The sequence below is a fragment of the Hafnia sp. CBA7124 genome, from assembly GCF_002355555.1.
Classification (GTDB): domain Bacteria; phylum Pseudomonadota; class Gammaproteobacteria; order Enterobacterales; family Enterobacteriaceae; genus Hafnia; species Hafnia alvei.
Window position 1 is genome coordinate 1,782,052 of the sequence record NZ_AP017469.1, and the last position, 24,365, is coordinate 1,806,416.

The 24,365-nt window shown below is 46.0% G+C and carries 17 protein-coding genes and 1 pseudogene; 11 read left to right on the top strand and 7 right to left on the bottom strand.

Annotation, left to right across the window (positions count from 1 at the left end; genetic code table 11):
- Positions 1-76: 76 nt before the first annotated feature.
- Entirely contained in the window at positions 77-358 is a 282-nt protein-coding gene (locus CPY98_RS08155; protein WP_096387246.1) for a DUF1883 domain-containing protein, read from the bottom strand.
- A 703-nt stretch (positions 359-1,061) separates the two neighbouring features.
- On the opposite strand from CPY98_RS08155, the gene CPY98_RS08160 reads away from it, so the two are divergent.
- Positions 1,062-1,574 carry a DUF1440 domain-containing protein gene (locus CPY98_RS08160; RefSeq protein ID WP_043492712.1) on the top strand — a complete coding sequence of 171 codons (513 nt, stop codon included), beginning with the start codon at positions 1,062-1,064 and terminating at the stop codon, positions 1,572-1,574.
- A 137-nt stretch (positions 1,575-1,711) separates the two neighbouring features.
- On the opposite strand, the gene CPY98_RS08165 is transcribed toward CPY98_RS08160, so the two are convergent.
- The 3 genes and pseudogenes from CPY98_RS08165 to CPY98_RS08175 all read right to left on the bottom strand — a co-directional run bounded on the left by CPY98_RS08165 (position 1,712) and on the right by CPY98_RS08175 (position 3,652).
- Positions 1,712-2,182 (bottom strand): helix-turn-helix domain-containing protein, encoded by a 471-nt coding sequence (locus CPY98_RS08165; RefSeq protein WP_043492716.1) that lies wholly within the window; start codon positions 2,180-2,182, stop codon positions 1,712-1,714.
- A 158-nt stretch (positions 2,183-2,340) separates the two neighbouring features.
- Positions 2,341-2,639 (bottom strand): annotated as a pseudogene (locus CPY98_RS08170) (IS3 family transposase); the annotation flags it as partial.
- Between the two features lie 476 nt (positions 2,640-3,115).
- Positions 3,116-3,652 carry a cytochrome b gene (locus CPY98_RS08175; RefSeq protein ID WP_025801672.1) on the bottom strand — a complete coding sequence of 179 codons (537 nt, stop codon included), beginning with the start codon at positions 3,650-3,652 and terminating at the stop codon, positions 3,116-3,118.
- Between the two features lie 130 nt (positions 3,653-3,782).
- Between CPY98_RS08175 and CPY98_RS21090 the strand changes: the two genes are divergently transcribed.
- Positions 3,783-4,001 (top strand): hypothetical protein, encoded by a 219-nt coding sequence (locus CPY98_RS21090; RefSeq protein ID WP_369828317.1) that lies wholly within the window; start codon positions 3,783-3,785, stop codon positions 3,999-4,001.
- A 606-nt stretch (positions 4,002-4,607) separates the two neighbouring features.
- Positions 4,608-9,368: a DEAD/DEAH box helicase gene (locus CPY98_RS08190; protein WP_096387249.1), complete on the top strand. Its 4,761-nt coding sequence runs from the start codon at positions 4,608-4,610 to the stop codon at positions 9,366-9,368.
- Positions 9,369-9,655: 287 nt separating this feature from the next.
- Here CPY98_RS08190 and CPY98_RS08195 read toward each other — a convergent pair whose 3' ends face one another.
- On the bottom strand, positions 9,656-10,675 hold the full coding sequence (locus CPY98_RS08195) for an SMEK domain-containing protein (RefSeq protein WP_096387252.1): 1,020 nt from the start codon (positions 10,673-10,675) through the stop codon (positions 9,656-9,658).
- A gap of 745 nt (positions 10,676-11,420) precedes the next feature.
- Here CPY98_RS08195 and CPY98_RS08200 point away from each other — a divergent pair.
- Complete coding sequence (locus CPY98_RS08200; RefSeq protein WP_046360861.1) at positions 11,421-11,705, top strand: YciI family protein; 285 nt, start codon at positions 11,421-11,423, stop codon at positions 11,703-11,705.
- A gap of 50 nt (positions 11,706-11,755) precedes the next feature.
- Here CPY98_RS08200 and rcnR read toward each other — a convergent pair whose 3' ends face one another.
- Positions 11,756-12,028, bottom strand: coding sequence for a Ni(II)/Co(II)-binding transcriptional repressor RcnR (rcnR, locus tag CPY98_RS08205; RefSeq protein WP_040047185.1), 273 nt, complete (start codon positions 12,026-12,028; stop codon positions 11,756-11,758).
- Positions 12,029-12,148: 120 nt separating this feature from the next.
- Here rcnR and CPY98_RS08210 point away from each other — a divergent pair, with 120 nt between their 5' ends.
- The 5 genes from CPY98_RS08210 to brnQ all read left to right on the top strand — a co-directional run bounded on the left by CPY98_RS08210 (position 12,149) and on the right by brnQ (position 21,492).
- The gene (locus CPY98_RS08210) at positions 12,149-12,994 is read left to right on the top strand and encodes a nickel/cobalt efflux protein RcnA (RefSeq protein WP_096387255.1); all 846 of its coding nucleotides are present in this window, start codon (positions 12,149-12,151) and stop codon (positions 12,992-12,994) included.
- Between the two features lie 523 nt (positions 12,995-13,517).
- On the top strand, positions 13,518-15,740 hold the full coding sequence (gene nrfB / locus CPY98_RS08215; RefSeq protein ID WP_046449987.1) for a cyclic di-3',5'-guanylate-activated glycosyltransferase NrfB: 2,223 nt from the start codon (positions 13,518-13,520) through the stop codon (positions 15,738-15,740).
- The gene (locus CPY98_RS08220; RefSeq protein WP_096387258.1) at positions 15,737-18,712 is read left to right on the top strand and encodes a tetratricopeptide repeat protein; all 2,976 of its coding nucleotides are present in this window, start codon (positions 15,737-15,739) and stop codon (positions 18,710-18,712) included. Before nrfB ends, CPY98_RS08220 begins: the two co-directional genes overlap by 4 nt.
- Positions 18,712-19,611, top strand: coding sequence for a DUF4434 domain-containing protein (locus CPY98_RS08225; RefSeq protein ID WP_172863838.1), 900 nt, complete (start codon positions 18,712-18,714; stop codon positions 19,609-19,611). Before CPY98_RS08220 ends, CPY98_RS08225 begins: the two co-directional genes overlap by 1 nt.
- A 591-nt stretch (positions 19,612-20,202) precedes the next feature.
- Positions 20,203-21,492: a branched-chain amino acid transport system II carrier protein gene (gene brnQ, locus CPY98_RS08230; protein ID WP_046360857.1), complete on the top strand. Its 1,290-nt coding sequence runs from the start codon at positions 20,203-20,205 to the stop codon at positions 21,490-21,492.
- A gap of 61 nt (positions 21,493-21,553) precedes the next feature.
- Here the strand turns inward: brnQ and CPY98_RS08235 are convergent, their stop codons facing one another.
- On the bottom strand, positions 21,554-22,738 hold the full coding sequence (locus tag CPY98_RS08235) for a multidrug efflux MFS transporter (protein WP_096387261.1): 1,185 nt from the start codon (positions 22,736-22,738) through the stop codon (positions 21,554-21,556).
- 274 nt (positions 22,739-23,012) lie between these two features.
- Here CPY98_RS08235 and CPY98_RS08240 point away from each other — a divergent pair, with 274 nt between their 5' ends.
- Together CPY98_RS08240 and CPY98_RS08245 are read left to right on the top strand one after the other, a co-directional pair.
- Complete coding sequence (locus CPY98_RS08240; RefSeq protein WP_043492756.1) at positions 23,013-23,585, top strand: hydrolase; 573 nt, start codon at positions 23,013-23,015, stop codon at positions 23,583-23,585.
- Positions 23,586-23,659: 74 nt separating this feature from the next.
- Positions 23,660-24,364 carry a DUF2461 domain-containing protein gene (locus CPY98_RS08245; protein ID WP_096387264.1) on the top strand — a complete coding sequence of 235 codons (705 nt, stop codon included), beginning with the start codon at positions 23,660-23,662 and terminating at the stop codon, positions 24,362-24,364.
- Position 24,365 lies beyond the last annotated feature (1 nt).

Genomic DNA, 24,365 nt, shown 5'->3' on the forward strand with positions numbered 1-24,365 from the left:
ATATGTTTATTATCGTTATTCATTTCTGAGTATGAGCTTCCTTATGGAAGCTCTGGTCATGTATTGCTTTCAAATCTCAATCTGAAATTTGATTATCATCACGTGGTATGACAGTCAAACCAATTGTTGGAAGTGATCGCCCAGTTAAATGGGGTTCAATAACGATATTCCAAATTCCTTCATAGGGTACTTCGATTATTGCAGGAAAGTAGGAAAAAAAACCGCCATGGTAATTTGGCCAACTATCCTGGCTAAAGCGATCGTAGTACTTATCATTGATTAGCAGAACCTTAGCTGGTTCTGAACAGACAACTTTCACGTAGCTATTCGAGGTTAGATATAGTTGTTTATGCTTCATCCAATGGGACTCCATGTCCAAAAAAAATCCACTGCTCCGATTTGATGCAGTGGAAGACCTATCAATTAAAGTCTCAAGTTAAGGGAAACTAAGCGACACAAGGTCATATACCTATAAATAGGTATTTCCGTTTGTGCAACACTTAAAATATCAAATTTATTGGACTATTGATCTGCGTCATTAATGGATGTTGAATATTTGTAAAGTATTGTATTTAATTACAATATACTTTCTAAATATCATTGCTACTGCTTAGTTCATTGTCTTTATGCTGAATGTTCAAAGCTGCTTGCACTAACAAAAGAGTTGAGGTTTTTTCATAGATTAGTATTATTTAACAATTAAGTTGTAGTGGCTTTCTGAGTTGGTTTCTTCGTTGCTTGCTCTATCATCAGATTTCAGCATATTACTCAGCGATGAAGGGATAAGCTAGAGCGGGTTGTATGCTGTCCAATCGCATGATCATCTCCATGTAGCATCGGTAACAGGTGGGTATCTTTCAACAACTGGAGATAGCTAAGCTGAATGGGGCTCTCGGGTTAACCGTAATATCTAGGTGGTAGATTTAGCCACCCAGTAGCATTGTAAGCGAAATACATAATAGAAGATTTTTCTTAAAATTAACCTTACTTAACTAAAGTATATGCTTTGTTAATCTTTTCGATGTTAAATAATCATTACAAGGATTAACAGAGGATTTAGTATGTCAATTAAACTTCTTGAGACAACACCAAAACAAAATCGTCATTATTTTATAGCCTTAGCCATAGGGGTTATAACGGGGATCATTTCGGCATTTGTTAAGTCTGGAACGGAGGATATTCTTCCTCCTCGAACCCCCGATCGTATTGCTCCTCCTGTACAGATGCTGACTGATATGGGCATTGATTGGCACTCACTTGTTTATAGTTATTCTGATCAACTGGTGTACTGGGGTGGGAATTTTGTACATATTGTTTTTTCTATTGCCGCGACTGTTTTTTATTGCGTAGTTGCCGAAATATTTCCTAGAATTACGATGCTTCAGGGTATTGTTTTTGGTATTCTTTTTGCTGTTATCTGTCACGGGATTATGCTTCCAATACTTGGGCTATCACCAGCGGTTATTCATCTGCCTGCAGACGAAATCATATCTGAGGTCCTAGGAACCTGCTTATGGATATGGTCTGTTGAATTACTACGCATTGCGCTTAGAGAAAAAATGGTAAAAATCTAAGCCTAAGATTTAAACTTAGATAAGTAGTTTAGCTGGCCACAATCCTATGTGGCCTTTTTCGTATATAGCGCCCACTAAATAGACATCCATATAATGAGGTTTTCTATTTGAGGTAAGTTACAGATGCACACTCTTGATTATCTTTTCAATAGGCGCTGGAGTCGTTTTTGCTTCCACTGAATGATCCAATTTCGCAGTAAAAAAACGCGAATCCCCTTAACCACAATGAATGCCAACCATATGCCTACAGGCCATATAAACCAGAATGTGTTATGTGGAGTGACGAGATTTATAACTACTAACACACCGCAGACGATCAGCGCAGAAACAAGTGAACGGAAAAATTTTTGCTCTTCCTCAACTCGCTCTCTAGCAGCATTGATTTTGTCATCTGCAGCTTGGCTCGTTTCAGTCAACGGCTGAGATTCGTTTGCTAGCTCAGAAATATTAATTTCAAAAGCTGCCGCGAGGGCACTGAGTGTCTCTAAGCTTGCATTATCTCCATTTTCTAATCTCTGAATGGTTCTAACGCTTAATGCGCAGATTTCCGCTAACTGTTCTTGAGACCATCCGCGAGCAAGACGGAACCTTTTAATGCTGTTAGTCATTTTAGCCACCATGATTGTTTTAAACACATATCTAGTTTGACCAATGCTGTTCTTTTTAACACGACTGTGGCCTGACACTCACCTGACAATAACCCGACAGCGCAGATTTAACGATTGGCTCTGTTGTTTGATCCTACCCACGTAATGTGGACACAGCTCTAAGCGAGGTTCTGGTTTTCAAATTGTTCCGGGCTGGGACCGCCACACTCGCTATGGCTGTAATCACACTCGATATAACTAAACACCGTCGTCCGCATTATTTCCCAGCCGGCAAAGCGTTCTCCGTGGATACATTCCACTTTCAGCGAATGAAAGAAGCTTTCCACATAGGCATTATCATTACAGCAACCTTTCGCGTTCATACTTCCCCGCAGATTGTGCCGTTTCAGCAGAGCCTAGTAATCCATCGTCCGCCACGGTCCGTGTGAACAATCACATTTTCCAGACGTTTTCGCCTGCCTGCTCCGCCAGTTGCCGTTTGAGGCGGGCAATCTCAACAGACATTTCCTGCTCACGTTCGGAAGAGGAATGTGCATTTATCAGCTTGCTGCGCTAGGTATAAAGCTGTGATTCATAAAGACAGAGTTCACGGGCAATACGTTCCGCGAGTTTCAGGGCTTACTGGCGGAATTCAGGTGTGTGTTGCTTACGGGGCTTTTTGCTGGTTGATACTGGTTTTGTCATGAATAACCTCTTACTTGAGAGTTTACTCACTTAGTCGCGTGTCCACTATTAGCGGGTAGGATCAATTTTAGGCACCTGTCGGTATGTGTATAAGCCGTGTTAATGATGATACGTTCGTCGCCAGAGAAATGGCGGTTATACAGCGATGATAAAACTCGCCGAGCGGAAGTAACACGATGCAGAAATAGTTGGAAGGGGCACAGCAGTAGATTGAGGTGCTGTGCCACTAATGATAGCTCTTGCCGTTTGTTACTGAGCCTTTTTATTCGGCATCATCCTCAAGAGCGTGTTGTCTTTTTGTATGTAGTGGTGAAATAACGCCGCAGCGGCATGAAATGCTATTAAGAAATAGCCAGCATTGGCGAGTATTTCATGGATATCTTTTATTGTTGTTTTTACTCCGCCATCAGCTGTCACAAAAGGCGAAATGGTAAAACCTAGCAAGCTCCATGATTTGCCACCATAGGCCATTAAAGCAATGCCGAGCATGGGTAAAGCAAGGAAGATTGCATAGAGCGCAATATGCATGAGCTTAGCTGTGTACATTTGCCAACGTGGTGGTTGTGGAACAATATTCGGATCTTTGTATTTATGCTTCAGCCCCAAACGAAAGAACATAAGTAGCCATACGAACACACCTGCGTTGTAATGAGTTGCTCTCATAGCAAGATAGGCATTTGAATCCTTGGGGAACCAGCCACGCAGCTCCATAGCGGCATAAGTAACAGCAATTAAGACTAGTGTGAGCCAGTGGAGTCGTATTTGTAGCTTAGAGAATTTTGTCATTGTCATACCCTTTGAAGCTAAGAGTGCAAAGTTTACAAGTTAAAACTTAACAATTCCTTAATAAGGTTGTGGTTATAGTTATGAGGTGTTGGCAGACGACTATCCAAATCACTTAGATCTACTGGGATTGATGAGGTACTACAGTAACTTAGCATCCTCACAATTAGAAATACCCGCAAATGACACTCGAGACATCGTCAAACACGTATTGTCATGTTTAGATAAGATTTGGCAGACGGCTAATCGGTATCAAAAGGCGGGATCATGCTTGGGGAATTTTGCGATAAGGGCGTGTCACAGCTTAATCTGTATGATGTGTTGGGGCCAAAGCCAAACAGTGAGGCGCTGATGAAGGTTCTCGATGAGATAAACAATAAGGGTAGGGGCAAGATTTTGTTTACAGGGCAAGGGATCATGAGGACTGGCAGATTAAACGAAGTAAGCTTTCGCCAGCCCACACAAAGCGGTTTTCAGAGTTGCCCATAGCGTTTGCTAAGTAAGCGCCCAGTTCTGCATCGGGATACAGAAAGGTGTTAGTCCGCTAAGAGCGAGGTGCGGACATTGGCCTTATAGGATACCTGAACCGTTCACTGAGAATTCTCTAAAAGTGAATGGATTAGTTAAGCGGATACTTACAAAGGGCCAGCCAGTTCCACACAACGCGGTTTTGACTGAGTACGGCAAGTGCGGATGCTGTGCAGGTTTCTAGGATGTTGGAAGCCATACGCTACGCAAGAGCAAGGGGCAGTCCAACTATAGGGCAGGATCGTCTACCGGGGTGGGGTCAGTCCAAAAATGGCTCTGAGGTGTCTGTTAGACCCGTGTCGATTCATGCAACTATATAGGGCATGCTACTAAAAAAAGTAGGATCTATTTCTCCAGTAGTGAATTGAATATCGTCTGAGTTTGTTTTTGAATGAACACAGCACAACTAAACTTTAAGGTTAATTTTTTGATGAAATCGCATGAAGATAGATTGACCGAACAGGAAAATGAATGGTTTTACGCCCTAATGCAAGATCGTGCGGATAATGCTAACACCCTGGAAAAACCATCAATGCGTGGTGTCCAGCGCAGCGTTGTGGACAAGTATTCCGACCAGGCGCATTTCATCTACGAGCTTTTGCAAAACGCAGATGATGTCAGAGCAACATCGGTGCGCTTCCGCCTTGATCAAGATGGGCTTTACTTCATCCATAATGGATCTATTCACTTCTCGGTATCTGATCCGCACTGCGAAGATGAAGACTCTGACAGCGGTGCTTTAGGACATATCAATTCAATCACCTCCATCGCTAACTCAAGTAAGACTGAGGCTTCTATAGGTAAGTTCGGCGTAGGATTTAAAGCTGTCTTTCAATACACGCAAACTCCGCACATATACGACCCTGGGATTCGTTTTAAGATCGAACGTTTCATCGTGCCACAGATGCTGAATGCTGACCTTGATTGGCGCAACGCTTCAGATACCGTTTTTTTCTTTCCGTTTGACCATAAAGAAAAAACGCCTATGGAGAGCTACAACGAAATTTTTGAAAAATTGAAATCGCTTGAATTTCCAGTCTTATTCCTTTCGACGTTAAAATCGGTATCCTTTACCGTAGGTGAAACTACCGGCAGATATACTAAAAAAATTGTAGAGGAGCTGGAGCAGGAAGAAATTCTGGCACAAAAACTGGTGCTGACATTAGAAGTGGGTGACAGTAAGGCTATTCATCAATTACTCCTGTTTACACACAATCACGCGAACAGAAATGCCTGCACCATCGGGTATGCTATTGGAGAAGACGGGAAACTCGAGCCTGTTGAACATCCAGCGTTCTGTTTTTTTCCGACCAAAGAAATAACTCATCTGAAATTTATCCTTCACGCGCCATTTCTGTTAACGGATAGTCGTGAAGGTATCAAAGCAGGGGAAAAGCATAACCAGCAACTGATTCAGCAGCTGGCACAACTTACAGCGCATAGTTTACCCATTATTCGTGATAAAAACCTTCTCGATGATGGTATCTTTGACATTATTCCCTATGACGAAAGTAAGTTCAGTGAACTGGACGACCGGAGAAAAATTTCGTTCAAACCGTTCTATTCTGCTATCAAAGCCAAACTCCAGACCGACACGTTACTCCCCGCAGCCAATGCTAACTACGCGCCAAAACACTGTTCCTATTGGGCAGCAGACAGCGAACTGGTTGAATTATTCTCCGACAGACAACTGGCGCAATTGACGGGTACAGAAAACGCGAGCTGGATTTTTCGTAGTCGTGGCAAGAAAGACGTACAAAATGTAAATAAGACTCTGGCCGATTACATAGACGGCGGCGATGCCAGGGTATGGTCAATAAGAGAACCTAATCTGATTGTATCGAGTCTTGATCCTGAAGCTACCCTTAAGAAAATTACCGCTGACTTCATCGCCAGCCAGTCAACAGAATGGTTGCACAGATTTTATATATACCTTGCTGGACGTGATTCTTACCAAAAATTTGTGAAAGATAAGCCTATCTTCCTTGACCAACAAGGCCAGGCAATCCCGGCCTTTGACGCCAATAATCAACTCATCCTGTTTCTAGCAGACGACGATATTGATGGCTACAAAACCGTCAACACCGAATTACTGTCCGACGAGAGCACTCGTGAGTTCATTGAAAAATTTGGAATCAAGAAGCCAAGCCTGCGCGATGAAATCTACAACAAGATCCTCCCGGCCTACAACAGCACTTGCTGTCCCATTGACTCCAACGCCCATTTCGGCCGATTTTTCCGTTACTTCAAAGAGTGCAAAAATGAAGAAGTTGCAGAATTTATTAAGCTAATTAAGGACAAAGCGTTTCTTCTCTATACAACGGTTGGGACAAATAACTTTTCTCACGGCAAAGCCGATGACATATACATGCCGACTGATGATTTGCAAACCTGGTTCGCGACCAAACCAGAAACACCGTTTCTGTTTTTGGACAAATACCACGAGATGTTTAGCGAAAAAGAATATCCTGCACTCAAGGACTTTTTCAAAAAGCTGGGAATTGCGGAACGCCCTAAAATAATCACCGAAGAGCGCTATATTGAGTGGCAGGTTTTGCGCGATCGACACTTATCCTTAGAGGGGCATTCGCACAAGCTGTATGAAAAAAACCTTGATGGCTGCCAGCAGATCATCGCAAATATTGACTTGCCACGTTCACTCCTGCTGTGGAAATTACTTCCACAATTCATTCACCAGCTTAGCGGCAAGCATGTATGGTTTTATTATACAAATCGAAGCGAATCTTACGAATCCGCAGAGCAAGAACAATTGCGTACAGCCCGATGGATCGTTGATAAGTTTGGAGCATGGGTTTCAGCCAAAGAGATCACGATTCAAACGCTTGCAGAGCAATACGACACAGTCAGTTTAGAAGCAAAGATGCTCATCAACTTTTTGCACATTCGCGATGAGATACATTTAAGCGCCGAGGAAGCCAGAAAGATTAGACTGGCGGATGCAATTGAACACTCCGGTTTGTCAGAGGACGAGATTCGCATAGCGATTGAAGATGCTAAGCGAAAAAAGCAAGATTCATCCCAACCCATAGTGGAGCCCGGTGACAAAGATCAGCCAGCGGCCGACTCACCATTCATCCGTGATATTGCTCGACGCCGTCCATCTGTTCAGGACTCTTATTCGGACGGCCCGCAGAAAGACGATTCTGCGACAGCAGATCGTCAAAGCGATGAGGGCATCGACACAGACGATTACACGCCAAAAACGGTTGACTACGGCAAAAAAATTGACCAAGCCAAAGACCGCTATGCCAGTGAAATTGACCGTCTGGAGCATGAGCAAACGTTATATGACAAGGCTAACGAATTACCTCGTTACAGTTATGGCTGGTTTCTGGCTTTGTTGGAACTTGAATGCTTAGCAACCAGAACAAAGAATGCTGACAGTAAGACTATTTCTATTGGGTTTGGCAAGGTTGAGCACGATGAGCAATCATTCAGAACCATTGTACTGAAAGAACCCAGTCGCTTCATTCCGCAATCTATTGAAGAACTTTCCGGCATACGTGTGGATCTCGATTTTGGTAATGGGCGTACAGGAAAATTACGTATCGAGTCGTTTACGGCCAGAGAATTTTCATTGCTCGGTAAACTGGAATCTGCCGATGATTTACAAGGAACGGTGTTGGACGAGGTGGTGGAAGCACGTATTGAAGTCCAGAATCCATCGTTCCTGCAGCAGGTGTTGCTGGAACGATTCCAGGAATTGAGATTAAACGAAACGTTTGCGATGAAAACGGGCCTGACACCTGACATTGAGTTTGTGTTTGGTCCACCAGGAACAGGTAAGACGACTCATCTCGCAGAAAAAGTGCTGATACCAAGAATGAAGGGTAGCGGGAAGGAAAACGTGCTTGTCCTTGCGCCAACCAACAAGGCTGCAGACGTGTTGACGACCCGTGTCATGGAGGCGATGGTTGAGGATACCTCATATCAGGAGTGGTTGGTGCGTTTCGGATCATCTGTTGATGCGCGTATTGAAAACGCTGGAGTATGGCGGGACAGAACATTCAACATCGGCGCATTGGATCGCTCTATAACGATCACCACCATTGCTCGCTTCGCCTATGATGGATTTACTGGTGAGTATGGTAAAAAACTTTATGAAATGGATTGGGATACAGTCGTCATTGACGAAGCGTCAATGATTTCGTTAGCCAACATCATCTATCCACTTTATTGCACCCGCCCACGAAAGTTCATTATCGCTGGAGATCCTTTCCAGATCGGGCCGATTGTTGCTGTAGAAGAATGGAAAGATGAGAACATTTACACGCTGGTCGGTCTCAATAAGCGAGGTTCTTTTGCGCAGCCGTCGACAGAGCCTCATGATTACCCGATAGTCAATCTGGATACACAGTATCGAAGTATTCCTGCAATTGGTGAAGTTTATAGCCGTTTCACTTATGACGGGATCTTGCAACATCACCGCACAGCAGAATCTCCCTGTTCGTTTAATTTCTGCGGATTTGATGCTATGCCCATAAATCTCATCAAATTTCCGGTCAGTAAATATGAAAGTATTTACCGTGCAAAACGAATGGAGAGCGGAACACCTTATCAGACTTATTCAGCATTGTTCACTTTCGAATTTGTTCGCTGGCTGTCAGGGAAGATACACAGAAAAAATTCAGAGATAATCCGTATAGGAGTCATCGCTCCTTATCGCGCTCAAGCTAATCTACTGAGTAAGTTGAATGATTCATGGCTTACCAAACCTGATACTGTAAATGTTCAAGTCGGTACGATTCACGGCTTCCAGGGGGATGAATGCAATATTATTATTGCGGTGCTTAATCCACCGCCAAACATTTCAAGTGACTCCCGGATGTTCCTGAACAAACAGAATATTCTTAATGTAGCGATCAGCCGCGCACGCGATAACTTGTTCATTGTTATGCCTGATGCTGAAACAGAGAATATTGGAAATTTACGCAAAGTTACTGAGATTGAGAAGCTGGTGAAAGCAAGTGGTGCGTACTACGAATATGGATCGAATGAAATTGAGAAGATGATTTGGGGCAATGCAAGATATCTTGAAGAGAATACATTCTCGACCGGCCATCAGATGGTGAACGTTTATCGGAAGCCTGAACGTTACTACGAGGTACGTAGTGATGATTCTGCGATTGATATTCAGATTCATGAAAAACAAAGCGGAAGTAAGTCATAGATACCTTAATCTGGAAACGTAGCAACCTCACCCGATAATATGATGTTTACCGGGTGAGGAATTTCTATTTCTGACCTTCTAAATAGAGCTGACTCCTAATCATTGACTGAGATTGTATCTTATCTATCCTTTTGTCTTACTGCTTTTTGTCCGCTCATGGCAGGGAGCAGACAGACTTGCTGGACTAGAAGGTCTGCTTTGAGCTAACATCGGTCATTAACGTTGGAGTTAAGTGACGGCTTTGGCGCAAACCAAAGACGTCCCTCTTGAACGACTTGTTAGGAGTTTTACTCAAAATCAGAAAAGTCCAATGTTACTAACACATTCTCGAGATTGATTCCTTTTGCCTCTATAAATTCGCTAAATTCCAATGAGAAATAGTCGCTTTTAGCCTGTCGAGGAAGCCTTATTTGGAAAGTTGCACTTTGCCATTGATCATCGGGCTCCTGCCTCCAGCCCAAGCCAGCCTCATCCAGGAGCCTCAACTCCCCTTCCATGTCGGGGAACGTGCAAATTCTTTCGAGGTAGTCTTGATTAATATACTTTTCTGTATCCTTCCAGTTACCACGAGAATATATGACTGAAAAAAACTGCCGCGTTATTCTTGGTAGTTTCTTGAGAGTATTAATTAGAAGCATAATGTCATTTAAAACTTCTTCTTCTGTGAGATCGAACGGCTCACTCTTTGTTGAGTTAAAATGATAATATGCAGATATGCCATTGAATCGCTCTTTGGGGATTTTCTCAATGAATTTATCTATGCTAGTTTGATACTTTCCGTTTTCGTCAGGTATTTCCAACTCAATAGTGACTCTTGCAACTTCTTTTGAAATGAGCTCGCTTAGTCTTTGGAGCTTGTCAAGTTCTAAGTGCATGACTTTATTCAGAACGTCATTCACATCCCAAATGTCATTCTCTGTAAATTCAAATGGCTTGGATAATTCTGCATCTATGGTGTATGAACCTTGCTTGTTTTGTAGAGTTAGTATCCTTATTTTTTTGTATGATGTGGTGTATGATGATGCTTTCCCAAGCGTTTCATTTACTTTCGCAGAAGTCTTGTCTCCTGTAATTTGAAACGCGATCTCTTTTGCCTTGTCACCCAAGTCAAGCCCGGGACTATTCATTCTTTCTTGGTTTAAATTTTTTAGATTCAAATCTAGTGTGATATTAAGAATATCTTTATAAAAATCTTCGAGATGGATATGAATGTCTGTCAGGCCTAGCTTTGCACGGTTCTTTATTTTATCTGTGATTGATGTCAATTCATCTATTATCTGACCAATGAAGTAACCTCTTGTAATCATAAAATTAATTCCATATTTTAATTTATTTAGGAGAGTCTGTATGGCTCTCGGTGCCTAAAATTTGTATATTGTACTGACACACTTTCTCTGGTTTTACCTGTGCCTGTGCCTGTGCCTGTGCCTGTGCCTGTGGATTTGGACTTGCTGAAAGTGTGTCTATTTCATGATGAAAGAAAATAATACTTTATATTCAACCAGATGTACAAGCAACGTCTGCTTCTGGCACAGGGCTGACCGTCAAGAAAGTGTGTTCAGGGATGCAGCATGCAAAACCTTTTGGGGCTAGCCGAAAGGAAAGGGAAGCAGATGAGTAATATTGGCCATGTGCTACTTTTATTAAATTGATTTTAAAAGATGATTTCTACCAGCCTATTGGTGATAAAAGTATTTATATATATGAAATACTTAAAAATTTAGAGTGATTTAAAAACTGCCGGCTGTAAGGCTGTACGAGCTCAAGTCTCGTCCCTAGTACCAAGAGAATTTACTCGAATAATCAAATCTATAAAGCAGTGGCGTGGCCGCCGAAAGGTGGTTTTTTTGTGTCTAAAATTCGCCTTGCCTGATCACTCCTAATATATTTTTATTGTGCTGTCGCAGAATGATAAAAATGACGCTAGATCTTTGATACCACCAAATAACACCATCAGCTTTCATGACATGTATCAATCCACACTATTACCGGTGCGTTACGCTAGCGACTGCAAGCAATATTGTTCATGTGATTCATTGAGTTGGAGGTAGCGTGTTTATTGTTTCTTTATCGTACGTAAAACCCCTTGTCGACGTGGAAGCGTGTCTGAACGAACATCGACAGTTTTTAGATGCCTGTTATTCGAAAGGGTATTTTATTGCGTCAGGGCCGAAAGAGCCAAGAACGGGCGGAGTGATTCTGGCAAAGGGAATGACTCGAACTGAGTTAGAAACTCTGATCGAGGAGGATCCTTTTCATCGCGCAGGGGTTGCGCTGTATGAGATAACTGAGTTTATGCCAGTCAAACACGCGCAGGGATTTGAGCGTTATATCTGATCATCAAGAGAGCTTTCTTAGAGCGAAGGCTCAATTTATTTGATCTGGCGTTATTTGATATAGGAATCCAGTACTTTTAACACAACGTCGAGATCTTCTTGGCGCTGTCCCTCGTTGTCCTGATGCACAATATGTTCAGTCAGGTGGCCTTTAATCACCTCGCGCATCAATCCATTCACCGCACCGCGAATAGCAGCAATCTGCTGTAATACGGCTGAGCATTCATGGGGTTCGTCGAGCATTTTATTGAGCGCTGCAACTTGCCCTTGAAGCTTGCTGGTTCTGGCTTTCAGCTTTTTTTTATCTCTAATCGTATGTGACACAGCAACACCTTCACAACATTCTTAAGTGCTCAATATAGCACTTCATTTATACTGGGGGGTAGTATTTTATACTGGGGGGTAGTATGCTTTTTTGCACCCGTAATAGTAAGAATTATTATCATGAACGATTTTACGTCACTGTTTCAGCAAGGTAATGCGTGGTTTTTTATCCCTAGCGCGATCCTTTTGGGGGCGTTACACGGATTAGAGCCTGGCCACTCAAAAACGATGATGGCTGCATTTATTATTGCCATTAAAGGTACGGTTCGGCAGGCTGTTATGCTCGGGCTCGCGGCAACGCTCTCTCATACCACTATTGTTTGGTTGATCGCATTTGGTGGGATGTATGTGAGCCAGAAGTTTACCGCGCAGTCTGTTGAACCTTGGCTTCAGTTGATATCAGCCATTATCATTTTAGCCACCGCCGTTTGGATGTTTTGGCGAACGTGGAAAGGTGAAAAAAATTGGTTGGCAAATACAGAGTCTGGCGATCAGCATGACCATGACCATGACCATGACCATGACCATGACCATGACCACGACCACGACCATCAATTTGATGGTTTGCTGCAAGGAAGCAAAGAGTACCAAGATGCTCACGCCTTGGCCCATGCCAATGATATCAAAAAGCGGTTTGCAAATAGCTCGGTGACTAATGGGCAAATTCTGCTATTTGGTCTGACGGGCGGGTTAATTCCATGCCCTGCGGCTATTACCGTACTTCTTATCTGTATCCAACTGAAAGCACTGACGCTGGGCGCCACGATGGTCGTCTGTTTCAGTATTGGCCTTGCACTGACATTAGTTGTCGTTGGTGTCGGCGCTGCAGTGGGGGTGAAACAAGTACAAAAGCGGTGGCATGGATTTAACTCGCTCGCACAAAAGGCGCCTTATTTATCGAGTGCTCTTATTGGCTTAGTTGGCGTGTATATGGCGATACATGGTTGGGTGGGGATCTTAAAATAACCCCCAGATATGCCACGCTGAAGATTACCTCAAGTCTATTATTTTGATTAAGCCCTGATGGAAGTTAGGGCTTTTTGCTGTAGGAAATACGCTCGTTGATATATCTCTGTCGTTCTCTGTTGCAGGGGATAAGTTATTGTGCTGTATTAAAAAACCAATAACTGTGGAAAATTCCTAAATTTACTTTATTGATATTTTATAGTAGTTTGCAGCTAGATATATAGCGGGTAATCGAGACACTGCTATGTGTAGCTCACATCTTTTCCTCCAAATTATTCATCCCTGTTGCAGCGGCTGCGAGTAGACACGTTGTGCAACCAGCAAAGAGTTGGTGGTAATCAGGGGGAGCGCTGCATTGTGCCCGCCATCTGGCGGTTTTTTTATACCTAGGATTTGCCGAATCTAAAAATTTTATCTGTTGAGTGAGCAAAACGCATAAGAACCGCCTATAGATCAACGATACGCCCACGTCACCTGCTCAGTTACGGCTCTGCACCACTTTGAAATCACTTTGGGGTTTTTAATGGATTGGATGGTTGATGCATTTACCACATATCTTTATGGCATAAAGATTATTGCGATAACCTTAGCAATACTGATGCTTATCAGCGGTGTTGATGATCTTTTTATCGACGTTGTTTACTGGTCCAGACGTATTTGGCGAAGCTTAACGACCTACAAAAAGCATAAGCATCTCAGCCACAAAGAACTCTATAAGCCTGACGAAAAACCGCTGGCGATCATGGTCCCCGCGTGGAACGAGACCGGCGTAATAGGCAATATGGCAGAGCTAGCCGCTACAACGCTGGATTATGAGAACTACCATATTTTTGTCGGCACCTATCCAAATGACCCTGACACCCAGCGCGATGTCGACGAAGTTTGCGCCCGTTTTCCCAATATTCATAAAGTTGTCTGTGCAAGGCCAGGCCCAACCAGCAAAGCCGACTGCCTGAACAACGTACTCGATGCAATCCTTCAGTTTGAGCAGAGTGCCAATTTTAAGTTTTCAGGATTTATTCTGCATGATGCTGAAGATGTTATTTCGCCGATGGAGCTAAGGTTGTTCAACTATCTGGTTGAACGCAAAGATTTGATTCAAATCCCTGTTTACCCCTTCGAACGCCCTTGGACCAGTTTTACTAGCCTGACCTATCTGGATGAATTTGCCGAACAGCACGGCAAAGATGTGCCTGTGCGTGAAGTTATCGCCGGGCAGGTGCCGAGCGCTGGCGTTGGAACCTGTTTTAGCCGTCGTGCGGTAATGGCGTTGTTAGCCGATGGTGATGGTATTGCTTTTGATGTGCAGAGTTTGACCGAGGACTATGACATCGGCTTTCGTTTAAAAGAGAAGGGGATGAAGGAGATTTTTGTTCGCTTCCCTGTTTTACCTGACGGGGTTAAGCCGCATTCGACGCCTTTCGGCCAGCGCGCCAGATCGGCAAATGTTATCTGCGTGCGTGAATATTTCCCCGACACATACTCAACGGCAGTCAGGCAAAAATCACGTTGGATTATCGGTATCGTTTTTCAAGGGTTCAAAACGCATCATTGGAGCAGCAGCCCGATGATGAATTACTTCCTGTGGCGCGATAGAAAAGGGGCAATTAATAACTTCCTCAGCTTCTTCGCCATGTTGGTGATGATTCAGCTGACCCTGCTGGCGCTTTATCAACGATTTTGGCCTGATGCGTGGCATTTTTTGTCGATTTTCACCGGCGACGTATGGCTGTACACCCTGCTGTGGATCAACTTTGGCCTGATGGTAAACCGCATGTTCCAACGAGTTGTTTTCGTGACGGTTTATTATGGGCTGCGCCAAGGCTTGATGTCGATTCTGCGGCTGTTCTGGGGCAACTTGATCAACTTCATGGCGAACTGGCGTGCATTAAAACAGGTCATTCAGCATGGCGATCCGCGCCGAGTGGCTTGGGATAAAACAACCCATGACTTCCCCAGCGTGGGGCAAAACCGTGCGTTGCGTCTGTTAGGTTCGATTCTAATTGAGCAGGGTGCTGTTACGCAGGAACAGCTTGAAGACGCGTTGGTCAACCGTATTCCCGGTTTAAAACTGGGTAATACGTTGGTACATCGCGGCATCATCACGCCAATGCAGTTGGCTCAAGCTTTAGCTGTCCAAAATGATGTTACGGCGGAGTCTATCGATGAGCGCAAAATTGATCCGGCCTTGATCGCAAAAGTGCCAGCCTCTGTGGCTTTGCACTATGCGGCGCTACCGATACGCGAAGAAAACGGGAAAATGATCTTCGCCAGCGAAAGTGCCATAGATCCTGTCTCGCTGGCGGCGCTGGCGCGCAAAGTCGGCAAGCGGGTCAGCTACGTTATTGCACCAAGTGGGCAGGTGGTGGTGGGGCTGCGCCATTGGTATGCCCGTCTGCGAGGCAAAGACTATTACGCCATGCTTGAAAGAGCGGTGGCTGAGAAGTGGCTAACTCAGGAACAGAGCGAGTCAATTTGGGCGAGCTTTGTTTCGCGCCAATTGTTGTTTGCGGAAATCTTGGCATCGCTAGGGAGCATTGATGGCGCTTCGCTTAAGGCACTGTTGCTTCGACACGAACGCAGCGTTTTGCCGCTTGGCGAGTTTTTAGTGACCGAAAATGTGGTGAGTCAAGAAACACTAAATCGCGCGCTCGAAATACAAAAAGAATTGCAGCCAACGCTGGCCTCGTTGCTGGCGCAGGCCGGATTAAGTCAGGAACAAATTCAGATGTTGGAGGCCGCATGATTAAGCGTTGTCACCTCAGCGTACTCATCGCCTCAGTTTTGATGAGTACGGTTGCTTTTGCGGCGGCAGAATCAGGGAGTTCAGAGGATCTTGGTATCAGCGATCGCCAATACTTTATGGTTTATCCGCATCTGGAGAAAGCGATGCGGGCGCTCAAAGATGGGCGTGAAAGTGTGGCTATCAGCGAATTCGAACGGGCCCAGAAACAAGCACCGGAAAGTGCGCGCTTAGCCCTTTATCTCTCTGAAGCTTACCGCCACTTTGGGCATGACGATCAGGCGAAAGCAGTATTAGACCGGCAGTTGAAAAGAACTCCAAGTAGTGCACCGGGGTATATCGAGTTAAAAGCGGCACTCGCGGCAGTTCCGGGAAAAACTTGGACAATCAATACGCTGGCTGATTTAAAACGTTATCAAGCTGATTGCGACAGCGCTCCCACTATCTACTGCCGCAGCGATGTTGGGCAGCACGCACTGCGTCTGGGTCAGCTTGATATCGCTAAAGCGCAGCTTAACGATGCAAAATTCAACGCCACGCCAGAAGGGCATACGCTGGCGGATGCCATTATGCAAAGGGCGATCTTCCTGAAAAAATGGGATGACGTGGACGACAGCTTCGAACGATTACGTACGCAAGGTAAGCTGACATACGAACAGTCAAATCAGTGGTTTGGCATTTTGCTGGCACAGCATAGCGACGATAAATTGGTCGCATTGCAGGGGATCAATGTGATGAACGCTCCCTTGCAGCAGCTACATTATGCACAGTCACTGGCGCTGCGTAATGAAAATGCTCGCCTTAGTACCTATCTGCAAACGCGTACGCCGCGTTTTGTACAGCAGGATCAAGAACGCGGCTGGCTCTATTTACTGGCGAAATACAGTCAGAATCCAAGTGAAACATTAGCTAGCTATCCCATTGATTTTGCTGAAAACAAAGCGTATATCGCACAAACGCTGATTCCCGACCGTATTGCTCAGCACGATCTTGCCGGAGCAAAACGTCTATTGGCTGGATATTCCCGCGATCAGCTGTTAGAACAGCGGTTGCAACTGAGCGAAGCGGAAAATGATACCGCGCAAATAGTGCAGCTTGCGCGACAGATGTATCAGCGATCGCCGCAGGATCTCACATTACTCGACCGACTTAGCTATCAACTGGTTAAGACCGGACAGAAGGCAGAAGCTAGCCGCTTGTTACTGGCGCGCTATCCATATCAAAACGCGGGCGCAACGGGACAAAACCTGACTAGCCGCTTGATGGTTCTGTTGAAAGAGGATCCTCGCTTGCTGACGGCAAAAGACATTGAACGATTGTCAGTTCCGTTGCCAACGCCACAGCAGCGTATGCAGCAAGCATCGGTATTCAACACTGAGGAACAGTGCCCGATTGTGCGTCGTTTGTTGGGGGATATGTCACCAGACTATGGCGCTACGGCATGGTATCAGTTAGCGAACTGCTATCGCACTGATTCGCCTGGACTTGCGCTGTTCGCGTATCAACAAGCCGATCGGCGTCAATCGAATACTTTCAGCAAGCGCTCGCTCGCCTACCAAGCCTATGCGGTTCAAGATTTCCAAGCCGCAACGCGCGCTTGGTCTGCGGTTCCGGTCGCTGATATGAGCGCTGAGGACACGATGGCGGCGGCAAATAGTGCGCTGGCAGCCCACGATATTCGTGCGTTAACGGGGTGGCTTAGCGAAGCGAAGAAGCATCAGCAAGATAAAACGGCGGAATATTGGTGGCTGCACTCTCATAGCCAAAATGATCCATCCGGCGCTCTGGCAGACTTGAATCGTTCCATTGAAATTAAACCGATGGCATCAGCGTTGGCCGACCGTGCGGCACTGTATCGTCAGCAAAATCAGCTTAATCTGGCGTTGGCTGATTTGCATCAGGCTATCGCCATAGAGCCTGATAATACGGCTAACCATGCAGCGCTGGGTTATGCGTTATGGGATGCGGATCACATAGCGCTATCCCGCGATGAGCTGAAACTGGCTGAACAACATACGCCAGACGATCCCGCGTTGATTCAGCAACTGGCCTATGTGAATCAACGTTTGGATGACATCCCGCAGGCGCAAAGTTATACCGAACGCGTGGTGGACGATATCGACCGAGGCTATGCACCGCAGGGCCTAAGTGAGCAAGATGCTGAACGCCGGTTTAATTTCCGCCGCATGCATGAAGATACTGGTCGTCGCTGGACATTTAGCGTTGATACGTCGATGGGACTTTCGGGCAAAAATAGCATTCCAAACAGCAGCGTATTAGGCAGCTCGACCCAGCCGTATGCGGCGCGTAGAAGTTACGGGCAGATGGAGGCGGAATACCGCGTCGGGCGCAACCAAATTGTGGATGGTGATTTGCTCTCTGTTTACAGTCGCGTATTTGCCGGTAGCGGAAGTGAGGGCAATTTCTTACCCACCAAGGCACCGATGATGGGGCTTGGGGTTAGATGGAAGCCGCTGCGCGAGCAGGTATTTTATTTAGCCGCGGAACAGCAAATTCCGCTGGATAGGCATGAAAGCGAAGCAGACATGCTGCTGCGTGCCAGCGCATCCTTCCTCAACGGGGGCAAGTACAGTGATGAATGGTACCCTAACGGCAACGGCTGGATAGCACAAAATCTCTATCTGGACGCAGCTCACTACGTGAAACAGGACAGTCAAAGCTACACCGCTGATTACCGGCTGAGCTGGCACCAAAAAATCCCTAATATCCCCAGTGCGCAAACGTTGGAGCCTTACGGGCATCTGCAATATAACGCCACTCAGAATGGTGCTTACTCTGATGCTAAGCTCGGCGGTATCGGCGTGCGTTGGAATATGTGGTCAGGCGAAAATCATTATGATGCCTACCCGCACAAAATCAGCGTTGGCATTGAATTCCAACATTTATTTAGTGGGAAGAACCAATTCGTGGAATCTAAAAATGGTGCCTTTGTGACCTTTGGAGGGCGCTGGTAATGACAATAATTTCTCGCTGGTGCGTCTTGTTACTCTTGATGATGGCACCTTGGGCTCACGCGATGAACGCCATGATTTACCAACCGCAGCTTAGAGATATGAGCGTAGACAAAGCCCAGTGGCAAACGCTGATGGATAAGTTACACGACGCGGGTTTTGATACGCTAGTGCTGCAGTGGAGTGAATATGGTAGCGCCTTTAGCCAAGGGGCAGAGCAGCAGTGGCTGATGGATCGCGCACGCATTGCACACGATCGTGGATTGCAAATCGTGGTGGGCCTGTATGCCGATCCTGAGTTTTTCACTCGTCAAAACCAACCCACGAAGGCATTAGGCAACTATCTAAACCGCCAGCGTACACAGGACGTTGCCGTTGCTCAGCGCTGGGTAGACAAGTTTGGTAGCCAAAACATTGCAGGGTGGTATCTGACCCCAGAACTGGACGATTTACGCTGGCGTGATGAAACAAGCCGCCAGGTTGCCGTGAAATGGCTGACTGAAACGAAGCGGTCGTTGCTTGCTGTCGCCAATAAACCGGTCAGTATTAGTAGTTTCTTTGCCGGTAATATGACGCCAGACACCTACCGCGATACGGTGGCTGATTTTGCAGCGGCTGGGGTGAAAATCTGGGTTCAGGATGGGGCGGGAGTCGATAAGCTCAGCTTACGCGAACGTTCACTGTATCTCAATGCGACGGTGGGGTGTGATGAAACATCGCCAGCGGCGGGGGAAGTTTTTGAAATCTTCCGCCAAATTAAAGGTGATAAAGCCTTTCGTGCACAGCCCGCATCGACGCAAGAAATTAGCTCGGTGTTGCATCAAACTTCAGCGTGTGGGAAAGATAAGCTAATATTCTCGCTGCGCTATTTACCGGCGGCTGAGGGTATTTTGGCTTATTGAGTCAGTAGTTAGCGATGATGTGTTGGCACTTTGCAGATGATTTGCAGGGTGCCAGCATTTTGAAAAGAGTCAGGTGCTTTTTATATTGTGTCAGCGATAGCTGACCCCGCAGCAGTAAACCCCTTTCAACCTATTTTTCATTCTCTTTCGCGAACGCGAAAATATTCACATCAGATTAGATGCCAAAATAATGATGTAGAGCGCCAGCATCACAAGAGTGGTTCCCGCAACAAGATAGCTATCTTGGCGTTGGCTGTTGGATTTTTTTGGGTTAGGCATATCGGGCCTCAAAAGATGAATGAGTCAGCTAAGTCTAGGTCAAACTGCTGTGGCAGGCAGATTGCTGGTATGACAGACGGTAAGGCTATGAACCTTAGCATAAGTTTATTTTTCAACGCAATGTTGATTTTTCAACTTCTCGTTGATAATTTGAATCAGACACATCATCGGGCAGCGATGTGATAAATTATGTATATCTCAGGCTGATATTTCGGCTTGTATCATTTCTGATTACTTTAGATGAGTGCGCACGCCGCGTGGTCGGTAAGGTTTTGCTCAGAGAACACCCAGACACGAAGCGGCTTATAACCTATGAATGTTAGACAAACTATTACACTTGGATTTATGACTTTTGCGCTCTTTGTTGGCGCGGGCAACATCATCTTTCCTCCCTTTATTGGCCTGCGAGCCGGTGAAAATTTTTGGTATGCCACTGGTGGATTTTTAATTACCGGCGTGGGTTTACCGGTGTTGGCATTAATTGCGATGGCACGTAACAACGGCTCATTGGTTGAATTAACTAGGCCTGCGGGCAAGCTGTTTGGTCTGCTTCTTTCACTGATCTGTTATATGGCGCTTGGCCCGCTGTTTGGCGCGCCGCGTACCGCCACAGTTTCTTATGAAATCGGCATTAATCCGCTGTTTTCAGGCCATGTGCCGCTCAGCGCATTTAGCCTATTGTTCTTTATTGCCGTGGTTCTTTGCTCGCTGAACCCGCTAAAGCTGATTGATATCGTGGGCAAGTTCCTCTCACCAATCAAAGTAGCTTCGCTCGGCGCTTTGGGACTGTATGCGTTTTGGCGTCCGGCAGGAAATGAGCTTTTCACGTTTCCTGAATATGTTGAAAATCCGCTCTCTAGCGGCATGATTAACGGCTATCTCACCATGGATACGCTGGCTGCACTGGTGTTTAGTATTATTATCGTGAATGCCATTAAGTCACATGGCGTTGATTCATCGCAGCGGATCACACGTTACATGGTGATCACGGGGTTGATTGCCGCGGTAGGGCTGACCTATGTTTACATCAGCCTGTTTTATTTAGGCGCCTACAGTTTGCCGCTGGCGCGTTCAGCCACTAACGGCGCTGATGTGTTACATGCTTTCATTGTGAATGGGTTTGGCTATCAAGGCAGCGTATTTTTGGCCTTTATCATTACCGTTGCCTGCTTGGTGACGGCGATTGGTTTAACCAGCGCCTGTGCTTCCTATTTCAGTCAGATAACGGGGAAATCCTACAAGATGTTTGTGGTGATTTTGGCCGCCATTTCCATGTTGCTGTCCAATCTTGGGCTGACCGAGATTATTCACTTCTCGCTGCCAGCGTTAACGTCGGTCTACCCGCCATTCATTGTGCTGGTGATCTATGGCGCACTGGCTAAACCGGGAGAGCATTCTGTCGCCCTGTGCATGCCTGCAACGCTGGTCGCGTTCATCATCGGGATTTTACAAAGCGTGGTTCCCGCTGAAGATCTGCCGTGGGTAGCCGGAAACCTACCGTTCTATAAAGAAGGCATGGCGTGGATTATTCCAACGATCGTAGTCTTTATGTTAAGCGCGGTATGTTTGAAATATAAGAAGCCGGTACCGGTAGAGAATTAAGCAACAGCAACGATGACGGCAACATGATGTTGCCGTCATCGTTGTGCGGAGTCGTCAGTATTCAACGTATTTTTTTGAATGCGTGACGAATTTGCAGCATGTTGATTAGCACCAGTACCGCGGTAAAGACAAAAACCCAGCGGAAGCCCAGTACCGCTGAAACGCTGGAGCCAAGCATTGGGCCGATCACGTTGCCTAAGTACATGAACGATTGGTTATAGCCGAAAATTCGCCCCGTCACGCGATCGCTGGAGTACTTCAGCAACAAGGTTTGCACCGCTGGCATTAAGGCTCCATCGGCAAAGCCCAGCATAAAGCGCAGCATCCCAAGCTGTAGCGGCGATCTTACCCAAGCCATCATGGCGAAGAGCACCACCGTGAATCCCAGCGCAAAAATCAAAATACGCCCGGTACCGATTCTGTCGCCCAATCCGCCTAATCGTGGCGCGGATACCAGCGCAGCAATGCCTGGCACGGCGGCGATCATCCCACTGACAAAGGCGATATTATTGGTATCCGCGGCGAGTTGGCGGATAAATAACGTTAGGATGGGACTGATCGAGGCGTTCGCTAATTGGATCATCAGCGTGGTAACAAACAGGGCGATGATAAGCGTTGGATAGGGCAGAGAGCGAAAAACCTCTTTCCCGCTGAGCTGATCTTCTTTACGCACCACCACACGGCGTTCTTTGATTAAGAACAGCGTAACGAAAAAGCTGACGAACATCATGGTCGCCGTGGAGAAGAATACCGTGCGTAGCCCCAGATGGTCGGCCATCAGACCGCCTAATAGCGGGCCGGCAATCACCCCGCATATTTGCCCCGTCGATAGAGTACCTAACGCCCAACCGCTTTTTTCCCGAGGCACCTGAGAGGCGACCAGCGCCATGGCATTAGGAATATAGCCAGAAGTTAGCCCCATCAGCGCACGCAGTGCAAACAGCTGCCAAACGTTGGTCGCTAAGCCTTGTAATGCAATCACCACGCCCATCCCCAATGAAGCACGCAGCAACATGAGTTTGCGCCCCTTGCGGTCGGCTAAACTTCCCCATAGCGGCGCAACGAGTGCTGAAACCATAAAGGTGGCGCTAAAGACCAAACCCGACCACAGGCTGAGTGATTCGTGATTGTGAACCCCTAGCTGTTCAACGTACAGCGGTAGGAATGGCAGGATTTGGCTCATCGCTAAGCCAGTAAAAAAGCAGCCAAACCACACCGAAATGAGGTTTATTTTCCAAGATTCCATGACGTCTCAATATGCGGGGAGAGGGCTAAACGAAAAGAGTTGCGCTGTAATAATATCACTTGTAACGGCTTGCCGGTTACACAAAAAAAGTAAAAAGAAATGACGTTTTATTTTCAATTCATTGAATCAACGCGTTTTTATCACATTTACTAACACTTTCTCGCCGAGGGTGAGGTTTTATTTACACCTTGAGTATCGCCTTGCGCCTAAACTAGAGCCGTACGTAGAATCAAATTTAGCGTGATAATTTATTCAAATGATAACGGGAGTTTGTATGCTGACATTGAATGCCGCTGAAACCGCGCTGGTGCTTATCGATCTGCAAGAGGGCATTTTACCCTTTGCTGGCGGCCCCCATTCAGCCAGCGACGTAGTGGCACGCTCGGCGCGGCTAGCGGAACGTTTTCGTGAACTGAATGCGCCGGTGATTTTGGTGCGTGTTGGTTGGAATGAGTCATTTGACGAAGCGCTTAAGCAGCCAGTTGATGCTCCGTCGCCAGCCCATGCGCTGCCAGAGAATTGGTGGAATTTCCCTGAAGCGCTGAATGCGCAGCCGGAAGACATTGAAGTGATCAAGCATCAATGGGGCGCATTTTACGGTACCGATCTGGATCTCCAGCTTCGCCGCCGTGGTATTCGTAATATTGTCTTGGCAGGGATTTCCACAAATATTGGCGTAGAATCTACCGCTAGAAGTGCGTGGGAGCATGGTTATGCTTTGGTGATAGCCGAAGATGCCTGTAGCGCTTTTGATGATATTCAGCACCAACACAGCTTTAAGTACATTTTCCCGCGGATTTCGCGAGTATCTGATAGCGAAAAAATCATTGCAGCGATGAAGTCTTAATTCTATAACGGCTGTTATTGATAGGCCATTTTCACAGGCGAAATGCCTGTGGAAATATAAGCAGGGAATAGGGTGTGAAAGAGACAAAATTTACCGGTTTTACCCAGCAGGGATTAAACTTTTTACAGCAGGTACGTATTGAGAATAGCAAGGACTGGTTTGAAGAACACCGCCCGATCTACGATCAACATATTCTGACCCCGTTTCGCGCTTTAGTTGATGAACTTGCGAAACCCATGCTAAAGATCGATCCGCTGTTTGAAACACGTCCGGCGATTGGCAAAACGCTATCTCGCATCCATCGCGATACCCGCTTTTCACATGACAAATCTCGCTACCGCAGCCGTATGTGGCTGACGTTTAAGCGCCATTCTAAAGAGTGGACCGATGCACCGGTATTTTTCTTTGAAATAAGCCCCGATATGCTGCGTTACGGTTTGGGCTATTACTCGGCGTCGAGGGGAACGATGGATCGTTTTCGTCATTTGGCACTGCGCCAACCTGAGGAATTTGCCGCAGCACGAGCCTGCTGTAAGGCGCCCTTTGAGCTGGTGGGTGATAGCTATAAGCGGCCTTTAATAAAAGACCAAGACCCTGAAATTGCTGATTGGTACAACCGTAAAACGTTTGCGGTGATGGCAACAGATAATCAAGTCGAGCAGCTTTTCACGCCTGAACTGGCCACTATGCTGGCAAAAAAACTGACTAAGCTGGCGCCGCTATATCATTTTTTGATGAAGGTCGAAGCACTAAAACAGGTACCACTTGAGGATCTCTAAG

What these genes read in the sequence shown, in the direction of transcription:
- CPY98_RS08155 (WP_096387246.1), bottom strand. Translation starts at nt 358, where the DNA reads ATGAAGCATAAACAACTATATCTAACCTCGAATAGCTACGTGAAAGTT.
- CPY98_RS08160 (WP_043492712.1), top strand. Translation starts at nt 1,062, where the DNA reads ATGTCAATTAAACTTCTTGAGACAACACCAAAACAAAATCGTCATTAT.
- CPY98_RS08165 (WP_043492716.1), bottom strand. Translation starts at nt 2,182, where the DNA reads ATGACTAACAGCATTAAAAGGTTCCGTCTTGCTCGCGGATGGTCTCAA.
- CPY98_RS08175 (WP_025801672.1), bottom strand. Translation starts at nt 3,652, where the DNA reads ATGACAAAATTCTCTAAGCTACAAATACGACTCCACTGGCTCACACTA.
- CPY98_RS21090 (WP_369828317.1), top strand. Translation starts at nt 3,783, where the DNA reads ATGAGGTACTACAGTAACTTAGCATCCTCACAATTAGAAATACCCGCA.
- CPY98_RS08190 (WP_096387249.1), top strand. Translation starts at nt 4,608, where the DNA reads ATGAAATCGCATGAAGATAGATTGACCGAACAGGAAAATGAATGGTTT.
- CPY98_RS08195 (WP_096387252.1), bottom strand. Translation starts at nt 10,675, where the DNA reads ATGATTACAAGAGGTTACTTCATTGGTCAGATAATAGATGAATTGACA.
- CPY98_RS08210 (WP_096387255.1), top strand. Translation starts at nt 12,149, where the DNA reads ATGAACGATTTTACGTCACTGTTTCAGCAAGGTAATGCGTGGTTTTTT.
- nrfB (WP_046449987.1), top strand. Translation starts at nt 13,518, where the DNA reads ATGGATTGGATGGTTGATGCATTTACCACATATCTTTATGGCATAAAG.
- CPY98_RS08220 (WP_096387258.1), top strand. Translation starts at nt 15,737, where the DNA reads ATGATTAAGCGTTGTCACCTCAGCGTACTCATCGCCTCAGTTTTGATG.
- CPY98_RS08225 (WP_172863838.1), top strand. Translation starts at nt 18,712, where the DNA reads ATGACAATAATTTCTCGCTGGTGCGTCTTGTTACTCTTGATGATGGCA.
- brnQ (WP_046360857.1), top strand. Translation starts at nt 20,203, where the DNA reads ATGAATGTTAGACAAACTATTACACTTGGATTTATGACTTTTGCGCTC.
- CPY98_RS08235 (WP_096387261.1), bottom strand. Translation starts at nt 22,738, where the DNA reads ATGGAATCTTGGAAAATAAACCTCATTTCGGTGTGGTTTGGCTGCTTT.
- CPY98_RS08240 (WP_043492756.1), top strand. Translation starts at nt 23,013, where the DNA reads ATGCTGACATTGAATGCCGCTGAAACCGCGCTGGTGCTTATCGATCTG.